The 14,598-nt window shown below is 33.8% G+C and carries 16 protein-coding genes and 6 pseudogenes; 14 read left to right on the top strand and 8 right to left on the bottom strand.

Features of this window, described 5'->3' with window-relative positions; translation table 11 throughout:
• Positions 1 to 234: 234 nt before the first annotated feature.
• Positions 235 to 444 (top strand): cold-shock protein, encoded by a 210-nt coding sequence (locus CJF42_RS22365; protein WP_091985062.1) that lies wholly within the window; start codon positions 235 to 237, stop codon positions 442 to 444.
• Between the two features lie 319 nt (positions 445 to 763).
• On the opposite strand, the pseudogene CJF42_RS22370 reads toward CJF42_RS22365, so the two are convergent.
• Positions 764 to 1,361, bottom strand: a pseudogene (locus tag CJF42_RS22370) (acyl-CoA dehydrogenase domain-containing protein).
• Here CJF42_RS22370 and CJF42_RS22375 point away from each other — a divergent pair.
• The 4 genes and pseudogenes from CJF42_RS22375 (at position 1,327) to CJF42_RS28830 (ending at position 2,682) form a co-directional block, all read left to right on the top strand.
• Positions 1,327 to 1,602 (top strand): annotated as a pseudogene (locus tag CJF42_RS22375) (aerolysin family beta-barrel pore-forming toxin). The pseudogenes CJF42_RS22370 and CJF42_RS22375 overlap by 35 nt on opposite strands.
• A gap of 128 nt (positions 1,603 to 1,730) precedes the next feature.
• On the top strand, positions 1,731 to 1,955 hold the full coding sequence (locus CJF42_RS28820; RefSeq protein WP_252097703.1) for a hypothetical protein: 225 nt from the start codon (positions 1,731 to 1,733) through the stop codon (positions 1,953 to 1,955).
• Positions 1,949 to 2,444 (top strand): annotated as a pseudogene (locus CJF42_RS28825) (aerolysin family beta-barrel pore-forming toxin). Before CJF42_RS28820 ends, CJF42_RS28825 begins: the two are co-directional and overlap by 7 nt.
• Positions 2,445 to 2,502: 58 nt before the next feature.
• Positions 2,503 to 2,682 carry a hypothetical protein gene (locus CJF42_RS28830; RefSeq protein WP_252097704.1) on the top strand — a complete coding sequence of 60 codons (180 nt, stop codon included), beginning with the start codon at positions 2,503 to 2,505 and terminating at the stop codon, positions 2,680 to 2,682.
• A gap of 282 nt (positions 2,683 to 2,964) precedes the next feature.
• On the opposite strand, the gene CJF42_RS22385 is transcribed toward CJF42_RS28830, so the two are convergent.
• The 4 genes from CJF42_RS22385 to CJF42_RS28205 form a co-directional block, all read right to left on the bottom strand.
• Positions 2,965 to 3,891, bottom strand: a complete 927-nt coding sequence (locus CJF42_RS22385) for a precorrin-2 dehydrogenase/sirohydrochlorin ferrochelatase family protein (protein ID WP_170940714.1) — start codon at positions 3,889 to 3,891, stop codon at positions 2,965 to 2,967.
• A gap of 177 nt (positions 3,892 to 4,068) precedes the next feature.
• Complete coding sequence (locus CJF42_RS28195; RefSeq protein WP_212668848.1) at positions 4,069 to 4,263, bottom strand: hypothetical protein; 195 nt, start codon at positions 4,261 to 4,263, stop codon at positions 4,069 to 4,071.
• A 247-nt stretch (positions 4,264 to 4,510) separates the two neighbouring features.
• Positions 4,511 to 4,759, bottom strand: a complete 249-nt coding sequence (locus CJF42_RS28200) for a dipeptidyl-peptidase 3 family protein (protein WP_212668849.1) — start codon at positions 4,757 to 4,759, stop codon at positions 4,511 to 4,513.
• A complete protein-coding gene (locus tag CJF42_RS28205) occupies positions 4,746 to 5,180 on the bottom strand; it encodes a hypothetical protein (RefSeq protein ID WP_212668850.1) in 435 nt (144 codons plus the stop codon). Before CJF42_RS28205 ends, CJF42_RS28200 begins: the two co-directional genes overlap by 14 nt.
• Positions 5,181 to 5,580: 400 nt before the next feature.
• Here CJF42_RS28205 and CJF42_RS27740 point away from each other — a divergent pair, with 400 nt between their 5' ends.
• Both CJF42_RS27740 and CJF42_RS22395 read left to right on the top strand, forming a co-directional pair.
• Positions 5,581 to 5,751: a hypothetical protein gene (locus tag CJF42_RS27740; protein ID WP_170940715.1), complete on the top strand. Its 171-nt coding sequence runs from the start codon at positions 5,581 to 5,583 to the stop codon at positions 5,749 to 5,751.
• 749 nt (positions 5,752 to 6,500) lie between these two features.
• Positions 6,501 to 6,686 carry a hypothetical protein gene (locus tag CJF42_RS22395; RefSeq protein WP_095368791.1) on the top strand — a complete coding sequence of 62 codons (186 nt, stop codon included), beginning with the start codon at positions 6,501 to 6,503 and terminating at the stop codon, positions 6,684 to 6,686.
• A 514-nt stretch (positions 6,687 to 7,200) separates the two neighbouring features.
• Here CJF42_RS22395 and CJF42_RS27745 read toward each other — a convergent pair.
• Entirely contained in the window at positions 7,201 to 7,338 is a 138-nt protein-coding gene (locus CJF42_RS27745) for a hypothetical protein (protein WP_170940716.1), read from the bottom strand.
• A gap of 88 nt (positions 7,339 to 7,426) precedes the next feature.
• Here CJF42_RS27745 and CJF42_RS27750 point away from each other — a divergent pair, with 88 nt between their 5' ends.
• The 3 genes from CJF42_RS27750 to CJF42_RS22405 all read left to right on the top strand — a co-directional run bounded on the left by CJF42_RS27750 (position 7,427) and on the right by CJF42_RS22405 (position 10,915).
• Complete coding sequence (locus tag CJF42_RS27750; RefSeq protein WP_170940717.1) at positions 7,427 to 7,567, top strand: hypothetical protein; 141 nt, start codon at positions 7,427 to 7,429, stop codon at positions 7,565 to 7,567.
• A gap of 568 nt (positions 7,568 to 8,135) precedes the next feature.
• Positions 8,136 to 9,179 carry a type III polyketide synthase gene (locus CJF42_RS22400; RefSeq protein ID WP_095368792.1) on the top strand — a complete coding sequence of 348 codons (1,044 nt, stop codon included), beginning with the start codon at positions 8,136 to 8,138 and terminating at the stop codon, positions 9,177 to 9,179.
• A gap of 1,376 nt (positions 9,180 to 10,555) precedes the next feature.
• Positions 10,556 to 10,915 carry a ribonuclease E inhibitor RraB gene (locus CJF42_RS22405; protein ID WP_095368793.1) on the top strand — a complete coding sequence of 120 codons (360 nt, stop codon included), beginning with the start codon at positions 10,556 to 10,558 and terminating at the stop codon, positions 10,913 to 10,915.
• Between the two features lie 28 nt (positions 10,916 to 10,943).
• Here the strand turns inward: CJF42_RS22405 and CJF42_RS22410 are convergent.
• Positions 10,944 to 11,563 (bottom strand): annotated as a pseudogene (locus tag CJF42_RS22410) (transposase); the annotation flags it as partial.
• Positions 11,564 to 11,670: 107 nt separating this feature from the next.
• Here CJF42_RS22410 and CJF42_RS22415 point away from each other — a divergent pair.
• Positions 11,671 to 11,802: pseudogene (locus CJF42_RS22415) on the top strand (transposase); the annotation flags it as partial.
• Positions 11,803 to 11,981: 179 nt separating this feature from the next.
• Positions 11,982 to 12,265, top strand: a pseudogene (gene tnpA / locus CJF42_RS22420) (IS200/IS605 family transposase); the annotation flags it as partial.
• A 285-nt stretch (positions 12,266 to 12,550) separates the two neighbouring features.
• On the opposite strand, the gene CJF42_RS22425 reads toward tnpA, so the two are convergent.
• The gene (locus CJF42_RS22425; RefSeq protein ID WP_095368794.1) at positions 12,551 to 12,889 is read right to left on the bottom strand and encodes an ISAs1 family transposase; all 339 of its coding nucleotides are present in this window, start codon (positions 12,887 to 12,889) and stop codon (positions 12,551 to 12,553) included.
• 237 nt (positions 12,890 to 13,126) lie between these two features.
• On the opposite strand from CJF42_RS22425, the gene CJF42_RS22430 reads away from it, so the two are divergent.
• Together CJF42_RS22430 and CJF42_RS22435 are read left to right on the top strand one after the other, a co-directional pair.
• The gene (locus CJF42_RS22430) at positions 13,127 to 13,744 is read left to right on the top strand and encodes a YopT-type cysteine protease domain-containing protein (RefSeq protein ID WP_170940718.1); all 618 of its coding nucleotides are present in this window, start codon (positions 13,127 to 13,129) and stop codon (positions 13,742 to 13,744) included.
• Between the two features lie 129 nt (positions 13,745 to 13,873).
• A complete protein-coding gene (locus tag CJF42_RS22435) occupies positions 13,874 to 14,323 on the top strand; it encodes a GyrI-like domain-containing protein (protein ID WP_095368796.1) in 450 nt (149 codons plus the stop codon).
• The last annotated feature ends 275 nt before the right edge of the window (positions 14,324 to 14,598 follow it).

The following is a 14,598-nucleotide window of genomic DNA, read 5'->3' on the forward strand; positions in this document are numbered from 1 at the left end:
GGTTAAAATGCGCTAGCCGTGAATCATAAGCTAGATGAAATGAAAAAAAACTTGACTATAAATGAGGGTGATTTATAATGCGTCTCGCTTGAAAGTACGTTTATATTTATGATACACCATTACGATGTCTTTAGTAGTACCTCGTCCTGTTTACATAAGTAATAGCAACATATTTCAGCTTTACTTGTCTTCATAAGAAGACTTAAATTACTCTTGAATAAATAGGAAGATATTATGTCTACTACAACTACTGGTACAGTAAAATGGTTTAACGAATCTAAAGGTTTTGGTTTTATCGAGCAAGAAAATGGTCCTGACGTTTTTGCACATTTCTCTGCAATCGTAAGCGATGGTTTTAAAACTCTTGCTGAAGGCCAACGTGTATCTTTCTCAGTAACTACTGGTCAGAAAGGTCCACAAGCTGAGAACATCCAAGCTATCTAATTTGCATTGCAAATTATTAGTTTTAATCTCTTTAGAGATTAGAAAAAGGCAAACGAAGGTTTGCCTTTTTTAATGCCTAAATTTTATTTGCTACTAATTCTTCATGATCAAAATCATCTACATTTATCGATTAATAATCGACCAATTTCAGCTTATTCTAATGCGTGAGTTTCATCAAGAGTTATAACTTGTAGTTCTAAACCCATTTTTGCTATTTTATCTAAAGCAATAAAAGGTGACTTTTCCCTTTGTAGGAACAAATTTTTTCAAAAATAGGTTCTACGGCTAAAATATCTTTCAGAACTTGTTCTTGCCTTCCTTAGAGGCTTTTTGGTTCATCTGTTAAATATAAATATAAATATAAATATAAATATTGTGCTAAACGATTTCTGGTATCACTTGGAACTTGAAGAATATGCGCAATAGCATGTTCTAATTTATCTGTCGACTTTTGACTGGGCGTCCCCATGGAAATAAAATAACTTTAGTAACGCTCTTAAAGGTGTAAATGGCATATTGTTTATGAGATCGGGTATCGCTCTTTGACACTGATATAAGTGATTTTGATAACTCCAATGCACAAAATCAAAATCCTTGCGATTGCGCCCTTCATCGTTGCAGCGTTTTAAGGTTACATTATCAAGATATAGATAACTTAATAAATAGTCTAATCTTGCGGAAATACGCTCTTTTCGTTTAAGAGAACCGCCAAATACACTCATACATATATCAGACCTTAATGCTAAAGAAGCACTGAATCGTGAAACGGTATTATAAAATATTTCAGTTTCATCTTTAAAGGGGGAAGTTGAAAATTTAGCTTCTGTTAAAGATAACCAAAAAGAGCAGTTTATTAAGCCGCTTTTATATTTAGCCCACCATATGGTGTTTGCATGGGTAGGCGGTAATCGCGCTATTTATGTTAGTGAAGGTGTGGAGATAACTAAATCCGCCTCTGGTTGGTAGCTTAAAGGTTATAATAGTGGTAGTTGTTTAGGATATCGCTGTGACGAGAAAAGTACAATTAACATTTCAAATTTTGAATATGTCATGGATACCGAGTCATATAAGATAACTGGAGATATTGTTTCTGCAGATAGAGAACTGATCCGTACTATACCCAAACCACTTCAAGATGCAGGATTCAGTTGGAATTAGAAATGCTTTAGGCAAGGCATTGATTGAAGAACATGGTTATTCCCTTTTCAAAATCAATAACGCTGCATAAAGTATTTATAAATCAACCTTACAGGGACTTCTGAGCAAATCATGCCGTTGTTGCCTGCATGGATGTAGGTACTAGAGCAATGCAGGAGCATATTGCCGGTCCATCTTTTTTTAAGGGAGTAACCATTAATGCAAAGATGCGCCTAGATCATGAATTGCTCAGCAGTCCTGAACCTCACATCTTGAAGTGGCTTGGGTATATAACAGTATCTACAATTAATGATACGTCTGTTGATCAAATGTCAATTGTAACAATTGAGTATGATGTATCTACTAATTGGTAAAAACAAATGATTATAGTATTTCGGAATCAGTTACTTTATCAAATACTTGGAAGTCGCCCTCTGTTACTGGCTGCTCTGATAAATCTTTATCAGTAACAATATCAGTAAATCAAGTTTGGGGAACTAGTAACGGCGGCTCAGAAAGTGAAAGAATTGTAGTGCAAGCAAAAACAAACATCCTTGCAAATACCAGCTTAAACGCAAAAGTTGATATATTTATCTTCTATATCTTATTCTTATGAGCTTTATGCTGATATCACATATGATGTATCAATAGATGGTTTTATGCGTTGGAGCGGCAATGGTTTATTAAGTCACCCAGATAATAGATCTAATGAGAATGCAAACTTTGTGATTGGTCTTTGGGCTGGTCAAGAAAAAAGTATTCCATATCAATGGGAGCATAGATATATCCCAGGTAAAAATAAAAAATGGGATTGGTTTTGGATGATAGATCAAACAAGTTTATCAACATGTAATATTGGTTAAGTAATGTTTTAGACTGCATTTTAGACCTAAGAAAACAATTTTAAGCGGTCATTTTTATGTGCAAAGCCAATTTGCTGGCAATATATATTTCGGCGATGAAAACCAGTTGCCAAGTAATATGAGTGTATTAAATGATGAGAATTCAAATACTGATGACTTTAAAAAAGAGCTTGAACACGCTGGGTTTAAAAGTGTAGTTGTTAAAATTGAAATGACTGATTTATACCGTGCTACTTAGAAATTCAGATTTCAGATCTTGGGTAGGATACGAGTACAAGGCATGATTTGTAATCCATGGTATTCCCTGATTATGAATCATAACGCTTTAATCGTTTTCAAACTCCCGTAAGCGGCCAATTGCGTTGTAATAAGATATTTGCTGGGAATGACTTAACGACACATCTTATGCCTCTCATTTAGCACGCTTTTCAACTTGCTGAAATCACGAATTTACATGTAGCATGGGTATATTAATCACTGGTCCTCAATTAAATGAGTAACCAGTGATACATTGATAAATTTAAAAATCTAGAATATTAATATTGCTATTAATGCTATTTTTTAAGCTTAATAAGTCATCTTGACTTTTAGTGGTTAAATAACAGACTTTCAAACCGTCATGTAAATAATGTTTAAACTGGTCGAAATTATTATGGTTCCTAAGTTCACGTTCAGCATCTCGGCGCACTAATTCAATAATATCTTGACCAATATCGGTATCATAAATTGCAATGTCTGATTTTTGCATATGTCGTAATGTGCCCATTGTCAGCTTATCAGGGTGGTCTGGGGTATTAATAATATATAGCTCAGCAGGAGATATGAAATTGTCTGTTTTAGCTATGAGAGTTTGAAATAACTCAGAAAGTTTGCTGGTATCTTCACTTTTGCTCGAAGAAAAAAAGCTTTCCCAAAAACTGCGCCTTTTAGAAACATTGTTTAGCTTATCTTTTATTTGTTGGCGTTTTGAACCTGCAAATGAGGCTATTTCACCAAGATTTTGTGGAATAAGTATTTCTAACTTTGCTCGCCAGTAACGTAATAATACAGGTGATTTACCTTCACTCGACATGGCAAAAGTCATTGGCGATCGGTCTACAATTGAAGGTGTAATAAAGTGACACAGGGCAGGGCTATCAACAACGTTGGCTAATACTTTAGCGTGTTTTGCATCTTCATTAATTTGTTGGTTGAGTTTGCTATTTTCAGTTGCCACAAATACTAATTGTTTGTCATTTAATAATGACTTGTTGTAAACACCTTCTATATAGGTGATTTTATTGTCTAGTGCTAATTGAGAAAGGCTTGTTGATAACTTTGGTGAAACCACTGTGACATTCGCTGGCGTTTTTAGCATGAGTTCAACTTTTCTTGTTGCTACTTCGCCGCCACCCACAACTAATACTTTTAATTGTTTACCATCTACAAAAATAGGGAAATATTGCACAAAAATTCCTTGGTAATTAAACTTACTTAGTACTGTATTTTGTTACATACATTGTATATACCTCTATGAAAGCATAACAGTTAAAATTGTCTTATATAAATATTATTCACTTAATAGGTACCTAAAACTAATAAAGGCATGAAGAAACATGCGTTTATTAGTTTATAGCTATTTAAATTAGTTTAAAACAGATAATAATCCATATTCGTTACCATACTCAAGCATTTGTTTAGTAAATTCAGTAGGGTATGAAATAGTTACATCTACAATTTTACCATCTTTATAAACCGCTTCTAATTTAGAGTTAATAAAGCCAGAGTAAGGGGCTAAGTCTAATTTTTCATAGCGGTTTAATACTTCTTGATGCAACACAGAGTCAACTTTAACAGCATAGTTTTCAATTAAAGCTTGGCCGGCTTCAAAATCACCCTCAGATTTAATACGCTGTAGTTCTCTTAATAACTGGCCAAAGATTGTTTGCAGCTTTTTGTAATCAATTACAACAAAATAAGTTTTACCATCGCGAGTGCGTTTTTCAATTACATTATCTTTGGCACCTTTTTAAAATGCCCACTTGGCAATTAACTGACGGTTACGCATATGTGCTTCTTCAATGCTCTCACCCAATTTTAGCAATTACTTTTGTTGTTTTATGATCTTTTATAGAGACAACAGATTCAAATGCACCACGGTAAGCTAGCGGATCGTCATATACTTCAATAAAGCCGTTTACTACATCGACATTTGAGTTAATGTCTTTCACCCAAGCAATGCTATATTCATCAAAGTCTTTTAAGTCACCGGTTCGATAGTATTTAGCTAATAATGTTAGGGCTTTTTTCTGTTGTGAATTTTCAGCAACATTCAATAAATTTCTTAAATTCTTCAGTATTTCTATTACCAGAATATTCGTTCATGATAGCTTCAATCGTATGACGAATTGTTAAATTGTATTTAAAGTTTTGGTCCCATGTCATATCTCGACCAGATAACGCTGCTTTATATAAATAAAATAAAAGCTCTTTAGTTTCTAGTGGCAGTTCTTCAAAACCGGGCACTTGGTAACGTAAAACACGAATATCCGCAAAACGGTCTGCAATCCATTGAAATTCATCAGATGAATTTTTATTTTCATCAGTTTTAGCGCCATGCTTCTTTTCATGAGAGTGTGAATGTTGTGTAACAGGTTTAGTGTTTTCTGTAGTTGGCTTTTTTTGTATTTGTTGTTCTGAGCAAGCAGTGAATGCTAATGCAAAACTTAATGCAGTTGCAATTTTAGAGACTTTCATTTTTATTGTTTCTAGATATGTGCGTTATATGATTTTTTAACACAAAAATCCTAACAGATATAAATATGAATAGGTAATTTTTATGGGGTTTTGCACAATTGAGAATATAAGCCCTTAGTAGAGGGATACGTTGCAATATCAATAATAAGTATAGGTGCCTAAACTGTTTCTTTCTTGGTCGGGACAAGCCGCTCTCGTATATTCCGGCCAGTGGAAAAATTATAAAATATAGCATATATACCCATAATATCTCAAAATACACGATTACAGCGAGAATTAAACAGGATTTAGGTAAGGCATTAATTGAAGATAATGATTGTTCCTTTATCAAAATTAATAACACAGCATAAACCCTGTTTAAACTCGCCTTGAATTGGGCTCGCTCAGATAGCTTTGAAACATGAATTTTGAAGTGACATGGTTATATAACAAACAAAACAATGCGCGTAAACGCAATCACAATGTAATCGCAATAACTTTTCATATGCTATTTTTTATTATTGAGATGTTTCCTGGACATGAAGCTATGACCAGTGCTTTGAAAAAGGAGTTTAAAGCACCGGTTATTTAATGTTTTTTAATTTTTAATGTAAAAATATATATTTAGATGTTATCTCGCATGACTTTTATAAATAAGTAGATAACAACTTTGGCCATAGAGTATTTGGCGACCGATATAATAAGATTCCTTTCAATAATATTTTCGATTTATATTACGAATTATACAACCTTGAATCAACTATTATTGAGATATTTATAAAGGTCTAATTTGAGTAATATCAAAGTAATAACTGTAAAAACAATGTAAACCCAATAACTTTATTTATATTAATCAATATGATTAAGTTGCTTCATAGGCAAAAGTAAACTGTACTTTAAAATGGATTTTAATGTACAGTTTTTTAAGGTATATTTATCGCTAGAATTGATGTTATCCGACATTCCATAGCATTTTTAGGAATACACATTCTAATAGATGTTGCACATACAATTAATGATAATAGTGTTCCTCTCTACCACATTGATAATTAATTGTTACTCCTGCCAATTGTTAATTCATGAATTGGTTATAGAAATTTAGCAATGTTGATACTGACTGGCGAAGCTTCATTAATGAACCAAAAAGATTTTTGGTTAGCTGCTTAGCTTATTGCTAATGAAATTCATAAAACTTTAATCTAATTAACTAATCTAAGTGTTTACTCTAATATCTACGGGGTATATTGTACCTTTATTGGGTTTTAATCCTTTATTTTTACTGAATAATAAATATACTTTGTTGACTTAATTAATATCAAAAAACCATTTTAAGGAAGAAATATGTTTGAGGAGTTTGTAGGTAGAGAAGTCCAAATCTCTACTGGCTTAGAGGGGGAGTTACGCGAGTTTGGCTACACACTTATCAGTTATGAAGGAACAGTTATACATTTAAAGGATGTTAATAATAACCCTCGCGTAATAAATACTGCTAATGTAAGTTTTTCGAGTATTGAACTCGAAATGTAATTTATTTTAAAGTTGAAAATATTACTTTAATCTCTACGGGTCTAATTTCTCGCCGCTTGCGGCACAAAGGGCTTTGAATTAAGAGTATTACTCTATGAAAACGAACTGATTTAGTTACAACCTGCTTTCCGCGGCTATAAATGAAACATGATTAATTAAAAATCATTTTAAGGTATATAACCTTTAGATGCCAATACCCATTTGTGTTTATTCATATCTAATAATTCTAATCGTTGTTTTCGAGGGCGGTTTTTTAATAAAACTGAGGTTATTTATGCTGTGGTGATAAGTGGTGAATTAAGATAGTGTCAAATCCTAATGTAACAGCATATTTTTTAGAGGTGGTACATGAAAATATAAATTTTTCATATACAGTGATGGGCTAATCGCACTATTCACATAAACAACCATCGACCCTAAAAGTTTACTCCTGTTCGCCAGTCTGTGTCATAAAAAATGTATGTTATTGACTTTATTTAAAAATCAGTACATTGAATTTATTCAAATTATCACTTTAATCTTCAATCATATAATCTTTATCAGCTAATTTTTTCAGCCATACACCAAGTTTTAAACCCTGCTTTGTAGCATGATTTTTGTAGTGTTTTTTACGGTCAAGTTCAGCTCTAAATTCACATCTAGCGCTTGCCATATTTTCTTGAGTTGGTCGCCCAACTTTGTTTTTTCATCTGTCATAGCGCGATTTTTTTGTACGTACATTAATTGTAGCAAGATAAGTTATGAATAAATCTAAAAAACTAACTGGTGTAGTAAGTGACTATATAGAAAATTTAATAGCAGATACGTTTGATGATCACCCAGATAATGAAGTGAGCTTAGAGCGCTTGCTTTGCAGTAAAGATGAAATTCAAGTTCGATGAGTCGTTACACGCAAACGAAGTGATTTTATTGATGATGACTGTGAAGATTTAACACGGTATTACGAAATAATTAAACCATGCAATGGAGCAAAGCTCTTAGCAGGTCAAAATTGACCTTTACACAAACAATAATGAATCAAACTATGGGAGTGAAATCGGTAATGGGGAAAAATTTATACGTGAAAATAGTTCTACAACATGAAGTTACAAGGCTTCAAAACAGTTAGATAAAGTGATTGGACCCATTAACCCTCATACCCACTAAATCTGAGATTCTAATTGGTGTGAGGGTATAAATTGCATGGTTAACTATTAATAATCGCTATAAACGAAGCGTTAGAAGTAATGAAGAAAATTAATGTTAATTATATTGAATGTTATTTGATTAGATGTCGGTCTCTTTTTTTGTACCTGATTTTTGTACCTGATTTTTGTACCTGATTTTTGTACGTATAAATAGTGCGTTTCTAAGTGGTAAGTTTCACTTTCTGAAGGGGTAATAATAAGCTACATACGTCATATAACCTGTTCTATTATTTCTAATTTATGTTTTTTAAATGGAGAATTTATGCCAACACTGACCAAACCATCAATATATTATCCTGAGTATATTGTTACGAATAATGATATTTTAAATTTTATTAAAAAATATCATTCTAATACATCTCACATGAACCAATTAGAGGAAATGATTTATAATACTACAATTGAAAAACGTCATCTTTTCTTTCCATTTGATCTTGTCATGAACTTAGGTTTATTTGAAGAAAGACAAGCTTTATATGAGGAAGTTGCGAGGAAGTATTCATTGTTAGTCGCGCAAAAAGCGTTGGATAACTCAGGGCTAACAAAAAAAGATATAACGATGATTATAACAACATCATGCACAGGGTTCATGATGCCATCCTTAACTGCACATTTAATAAATGGACTTGATTTACCTGAAAATACGATACAGCTTCCTATAGCACAAATGGGATGCGTTGGTGGGGCTTATGCTATTAATAGAGCATTTGAACATTGTCAACTTTCACCAACAAATAACGTTTTGATTGTCGCATTAGAAACGTCATCACTTTGTTTTCACCGTGAAGCAGGAAAATTACAAGATTTTATTTCTGATTCCATTTTTGGAGATGGAGCTGCTGGTGTTGTAATGAGAGGTGATGATGTGGGTGAGGGGCTTTCAGTTGTTAAGTCAAAAAGTATTTTTCTGAAAAATACAGAGTCATTTATCCAGTATAATATAACAAATAATGGTTTTTTATTTTCACTTGATAAACAAGTTATGTATTCAGTCGAAATGATAAGAAATCAAGTTAATGAATTTATACAATCGGAATTAAAGCATACTGATAATATTGATTTTTGCATCTCTCATACTGGAGGAAGACGTATTCTTGATGAAGTTCAACGCTGTTTAAATTTAAAACCTCACATATTAGAAAAAAGTAGGGAATCTTTAAAAATCGTTGGTAATACATCAAGTGTATCAGTGATTGATGTGTTATCCAGACATTTTGGGAATGTGAATCATAAAGATCAAGGCGTTTTAATAGCTTTCGGACCTGGATTTACATCAGAAGTTATGTTAGGGGAATGGCGAGTATAATAAGTAGGTTGATGAAAGATTTAAATTTCAGTGTAAAAAATAACAGAATGATTAGTCATGATCGATGGAATCAATATGATATTACTATTGAAATTGTTTTTTGTATGAATTGTAATAACGTATTTTTTGGTTATTTAAGATTAAATCCTTGAGTCAAATAGTATTGAACATAATTAATAAATCACGTTTTAAAAACAGGTTTAGGAGGCCACCCAGAGTAGTGACCTTTGTATTTTAGGCGTTACAGCAAGTTGGTGAATATATTGGATTTGATAGTGACTTGAGGAAAGTCACTATTTTACGCAACTAAAACCGAGCAAAATATGAGGGTGTGTAATACTGAAAACCTCTATTGCAAATAATTATCATTTAAATGTTGACTTAATGCTTATTCTAAATAATAATTATTCCTAACAAAGCGTTGAAGCTCAGACCAATGCTTTGCCATGCTAAGGAAGTACCCTGTAAACGTTAAACAGTACGTTAAACTGTATGAACATTAATAGCCCAGTAACTATCGCCCCCTTGGTATTGGGTCGTTGATGTTCAAATCTTTATTACTTGCTACATTGCTCATATCGGTGACGGTTGATATGAATGCTCCAAAAGCCCTCTTAGGGCTTTTTTTTTTGTTTGCCCAGCGAATCTGGCAAACCCGACAAGCTGAAAGAAATCTGATCACCCTGACTAAGGGGAAGATAATCCGAATGGCAAGGGCGTTATTGGCTAACGATAGGGTCTGAAGGAAGCCATAGGAAATTAGAGATACAAAACTAACCTTAACCTGTTTCGGCGGTTAGCAACACAGGACTTGATAGTTATATTGCTGATACCCAATTTAAAAGTCGAAATCCATTATTTAAAGTGATCGAAACATACCATACAGAAAAAAAGCGATGACTTAAAAGTAGTAAAGGTAAACCAAGTTAATTTACCAGTCAGGATTTTCATTATGATAAAAGGAAAAAAAGTTGTCGTTGCCCCGCAGGTAATGAAACGTGGTGTAGTGGTGATAGTCTAAAAAGTGCAGAGCGAATTTACACGCGATTTTTAGGTTATTTAAAAGACTGTAAAAGCAGTCTGCGTAATAACATGACTTTGCTCCCACGTGTCAGGATAGGTGTTACGCAGCTGACATCTATCTGGGTGTTGAGGTTGTAGCATTTTTCTAAAGTGTAAATTGACGGGTGAAATTTATGTGCTAAGCGTTCGTAAAAGTAATGTTTTAGTAGAATATTACCTCAAAATTAACGTAACAATGTGTTTTGAGGTTTAATTTTTAATAATTTTTGAGTCTGTTTTTTTAAATAGAAATTCTACAGGCTCGTTATGCGACTCGATAGAGTGAATCATTAACTTAAGGAAAGAAAAAATAAATGAGTGAGAAAATTACTTGGCCAACAGATATCGATGGGGATGTCTTACGATTGCTAGAGGAAAGAGGTTTTGATTTCAATTTGATGCATGAGATAGAGTTTATTATTGATTTTAAGGATTGGCCATTAAGTAAAGAACAACAAAATGAGGTTCTAGGGAAGTTGCCACAAGGAAGTTGCGTAGAAGCCGATGAAGAATTAATTGAAGAAGGTGACCCTTCTGGTTATGTATCATTTAAGGTTAAAAATACGGTAACCTACGATTTCATTACCTTCGAGATGAAAAGATTAAGCAGTCTTTTTGCTGACATGGATGGTTATTGTGATTCCTGGAGTGTGACTAGTGGATGTGGCGCATAACAAGAGACTATGGTGTCAATAGTTAATTTTAGACTTTTGGCGCTTCCCACAGACCTCATATTGTAGCATCGAATTTAAGATCACAGCTATCTTCCTGATACAGGCAATAAAGGCTACTTTTTTAGGTTTGCCAGCTGCGACTAATTTTTGGTAATGCGCTTTAAATACGGTATTTGATTGCAGAGTAGACATCATTGCTATGTATAAAACAGTTCTAACTTGGTATCTTTCACCTCGTATTTTTCAAACTCCTTTATAGCGACCACTTTCTCGATTCATAGGTGCAACACCTACTAATGCACTGGCTTGTTTGATACTAATGTAGCCAAACTAAGGTAGATTACTGATGATTGAAGCTGTGGCAATTTTACCAATGCTTTTGGTGTTTTTAGCTTGATAGTCGGGGCAGCTTTCAATAAGTTTAACGAGTTTATTTTCAATGTTTTTTATTTGATGTTTAAATAAAGTCAGTAAAGGTTTGATTGTCATAGTTAGGCTTTTTGCTAAAATCTGAAGACAGTTTTTCTCCATTGTTTGCATTACAAGTAGTTGGTTTATTCGAGCAACTAAATCACTCATGTCCTTCATAGTGTCAGGCTTTAAAGTTGATAGTTTAGGTTTTATTGCTTCTCCATAATGTGCAATTAATTAAACATTGATAAACCCCCAGCTCTGCTGAGGTGACTCGTACAGGTTTCACCGTGACAACGGTAAATATAATTTTTTCTCGAGTAAAAGTAAAGAGAAAACAACCTATGCGAGATTATAAAAGTTTGACCCATACAAGGTGGGATTGTAAATACCATATCGTTTTTATTCCGAAAAAACGGCAAAAGCTAATATGCGATGCGATAAGAAAACATTTAGGTGAAAATTTTCATGAATTATAAAAATGTAAAGGTGTCGTTATAGCTGACATTTCGCACCCCATAAAAGTTATTTTTTTATACTATTTCAGTACAAAATGCGCGATATGTATATTTAATAGACAGCACTATTGGAAATCTAAGTCTATTTTAATCAAAATTCACTCAGAATTTAAAATATCGACTTTGGGTGCGGAATGTCTGTTATAGAGGAAGGACACTTAATGAAAGATCATGTTCATATGTGTATCAGTATTCCTCCAAAGTTTTCAGTTTCAACAATAGTTGGTTACATTAAAGGTAAAGTGCGATTTCGATAGCAAAAAACTTTAAGGGTAAGCAACGACACTTCAATGGTGAAAATTCTTGGGCTTGAGGGTGTTTTGTTTCAACCGTAGGTTTGGATGAAAATATGGTAATTGAGTATATTAGAAGCCAAGAAAAAGTTGATGAACAGCGAGATCATCTGAAATTTGGGGTTTAATACGCCTTGGGCGTTAACTTTAGCCCTTAGAGGGTGTAATCAAGTAAGCCTCCAGCTCTGCCGGCGGTAATTTAACTTTGCTGAGGTTTTCTGTGTATTTAGTGCGTCAGTTGTAATGATGCTGTCTATAATATCTAAATTTTCGAGCAACGCAGGAAGTACTGTTATTTCATTAGATTTTTCATCTACTTTAACTTGCCATAAGTGCATATTATCATGTGTTCATACGCTAACCATGTAGATAGCTGATTTATTGCTAGATATGTCGTGTGAACGTCTAAGCCATTAACCATCAATAGCGATCACATCTCCGGTAACATTCTTAACGATCTCTTTGATCCAGTTGGAAAAACAAATTTGAAGCTGCTCAGGGTCAATTAAGGAAAAGGCGCGTCCAAACGTATCATGTGATGGGATCCCATGCTCAAGTGATAAATATTGATCAAACCAGTTTCGTTTCATTTTTTCAAATGTTTCAATGGCAACCCAGCTATCGCAACCACAGATAACAGCACAGAGCGTAATAAAAAACATGTCATCCAATTTATGTAATTGCTTCCTTTGTATGCGTGGTTCGGTAATGACTTTGAAATGTTCGATAAGTGTAGGTTTCCGTTTGGTCATCTTACTTTACTTAAAGCGAAGAAATAGATTAAATTAGGGATGTTGTGTCAAGTTACTTTTAATGCAATCGCCCTAGCTATCGCACACTTTGACTTGCCGTTAAAAAATAAAACATTTATAATCAATAGTATATGAGTTTATGTACCGATATAATAGAAGCATATAAATTACAAAGTATGTAAGCCGTTTATATAAATGTTATGTAACTGCAATTTATTTATTAAAAGACACTTTAGGTTGATCTACATTGAAAAATGTTTAGATGGTCTAAGTGGTCTCAACGTAAGGAAAACTACCATCAGCAACTTTAAAACGATTTGCAAAAACTATGAAGGAAGCTTCAAAAAATTCCAACAAGGAAAAGGGCTAGCTTTGCATTGGAGAACTTTGAGCCCAGAATCACAGAGTGGTGTTTGCTCTGGCCTTAGTGCTTCTTTTCTTGGTCTGCACAAAATAGAAGGAAAAATTAATCCTTCAGGTGACACTGATCGCTTCTTGATGAAGTATTCAGAGCGTTTAGCGCAGTATGGCACTATGAATCCTCGAGGAAATATTCGAACGTTCGATTCGGCGATGAATTCGATTTCAGTAGGCAGGTCGTCCGCAATCATAAATTGTACGACCGCAACCTTGCCTAAACTTGCACTGAAAAGTCCTTCCTCGCGTACGTTCATTGCAACGAAAGGGCATGCCTGTGCAGCAGTGACCGATAAATCAAAAGGTTTGTACGTATTTTTTGACCCAAACTTTGGTTACGCTAAATTACCCAGTAGTGTCAATTTTTCACTATTCGTTAAAGATTTTTTTAACACAGGAACATATTCCTCACCCTTTTCGCTCATATGGACCAAATAAATTATAGACATATTGCCTCAAAATTCACGTAGTAATGCGTTTTGAAGCTTAATTTTTAATATTTTTTGAGTCTGTTTTTTCTAAAAGATAAATTTTACAGGCTTGTTATGTAACTAAAGAGGAGAAATTGTGAATACTATTGAAATTAATAGCTTTAATGTTACAGGCTTGGTTGTACGAACAACCAACGCTGAAGAAATGAACCCTTCAACTGCAAAAATTGGAGTACTGTGGGAAAGGTTTTATAAAAATGTTTCTTCAAAGTTAAATGAAAACTCTCAAGTGTATGGCCTATATACTAACTACGAATCTGACGCAACAGGTGCGTTTGATGTGGTTGCATGCTCAGATACATTATCACCCGAATCACTAGAAAACTCTGCTAACTTTCAAATATCTTCAGGCAAGTACTTAAAGTTTTCATGCAAAGGGGAAATGCCGCAAGCTGTTATCAAACTGTGGGGCGAGATATGGAAATACTTTAATTCAAATAACTGTCCTCATGCGCGTGCTTACACAACGGACTTTGAGTATTATAAAAACAATGATGAAATTGAAATATCAATTGCAATTAAATAGTTACATAACAAGTTTGTCAACGTTCGCCCTTCGGGCAGGACAGCCTTAAGTGTGGCTTCGCCACAAGGCTGTCTGTTATAAAGGCGTTGAGGCTGTAGAGTGTAAATTAACGAATGAAATTTATGTGCTGAGAACCCTTAAAAGTAATATTTTAGTCTAATATAGCCTCAGGTTACAGTAGTTCTGAAAAAGAATACCCTGTTTTATATATATTAGACGGTCAAATGCACTTTCCTCCTGCTGTGGCAATTAGTGAGCTTGCGGCGAGATAGCGT

The organism is Pseudoalteromonas sp. NBT06-2 (assembly GCF_002276045.1).
Lineage (GTDB): Bacteria > Pseudomonadota > Gammaproteobacteria > Enterobacterales > Alteromonadaceae > Pseudoalteromonas.

Bases quoted from the DNA above. Each gene is read 5' to 3' on its own strand.
- CJF42_RS28820 (WP_252097703.1), top strand. From the start codon at position 1,731: ATGGATGTAGGTACTAGAGCAATGCAGGAGCATATTGCCGGTCCATCT.
- CJF42_RS22395 (WP_095368791.1), top strand. From the start codon at position 6,501: ATGTTTGAGGAGTTTGTAGGTAGAGAAGTCCAAATCTCTACTGGCTTA.
- CJF42_RS22405 (WP_095368793.1), top strand. From the start codon at position 10,556: ATGAGTGAGAAAATTACTTGGCCAACAGATATCGATGGGGATGTCTTA.
- CJF42_RS28205 (WP_212668850.1), bottom strand. From the start codon at position 5,180: ATGAAAGTCTCTAAAATTGCAACTGCATTAAGTTTTGCATTAGCATTC.
- CJF42_RS22400 (WP_095368792.1), top strand. From the start codon at position 8,136: ATGCCAACACTGACCAAACCATCAATATATTATCCTGAGTATATTGTT.
- CJF42_RS27750 (WP_170940717.1), top strand. From the start codon at position 7,427: ATGAATAAATCTAAAAAACTAACTGGTGTAGTAAGTGACTATATAGAA.
- CJF42_RS22425 (WP_095368794.1), bottom strand. From the start codon at position 12,889: ATGACCAAACGGAAACCTACACTTATCGAACATTTCAAAGTCATTACC.
- CJF42_RS27745 (WP_170940716.1), bottom strand. From the start codon at position 7,338: ATGGCAAGCGCTAGATGTGAATTTAGAGCTGAACTTGACCGTAAAAAA.
- CJF42_RS27740 (WP_170940715.1), top strand. From the start codon at position 5,581: ATGAATTTTGAAGTGACATGGTTATATAACAAACAAAACAATGCGCGT.
- CJF42_RS22365 (WP_091985062.1), top strand. From the start codon at position 235: ATGTCTACTACAACTACTGGTACAGTAAAATGGTTTAACGAATCTAAA.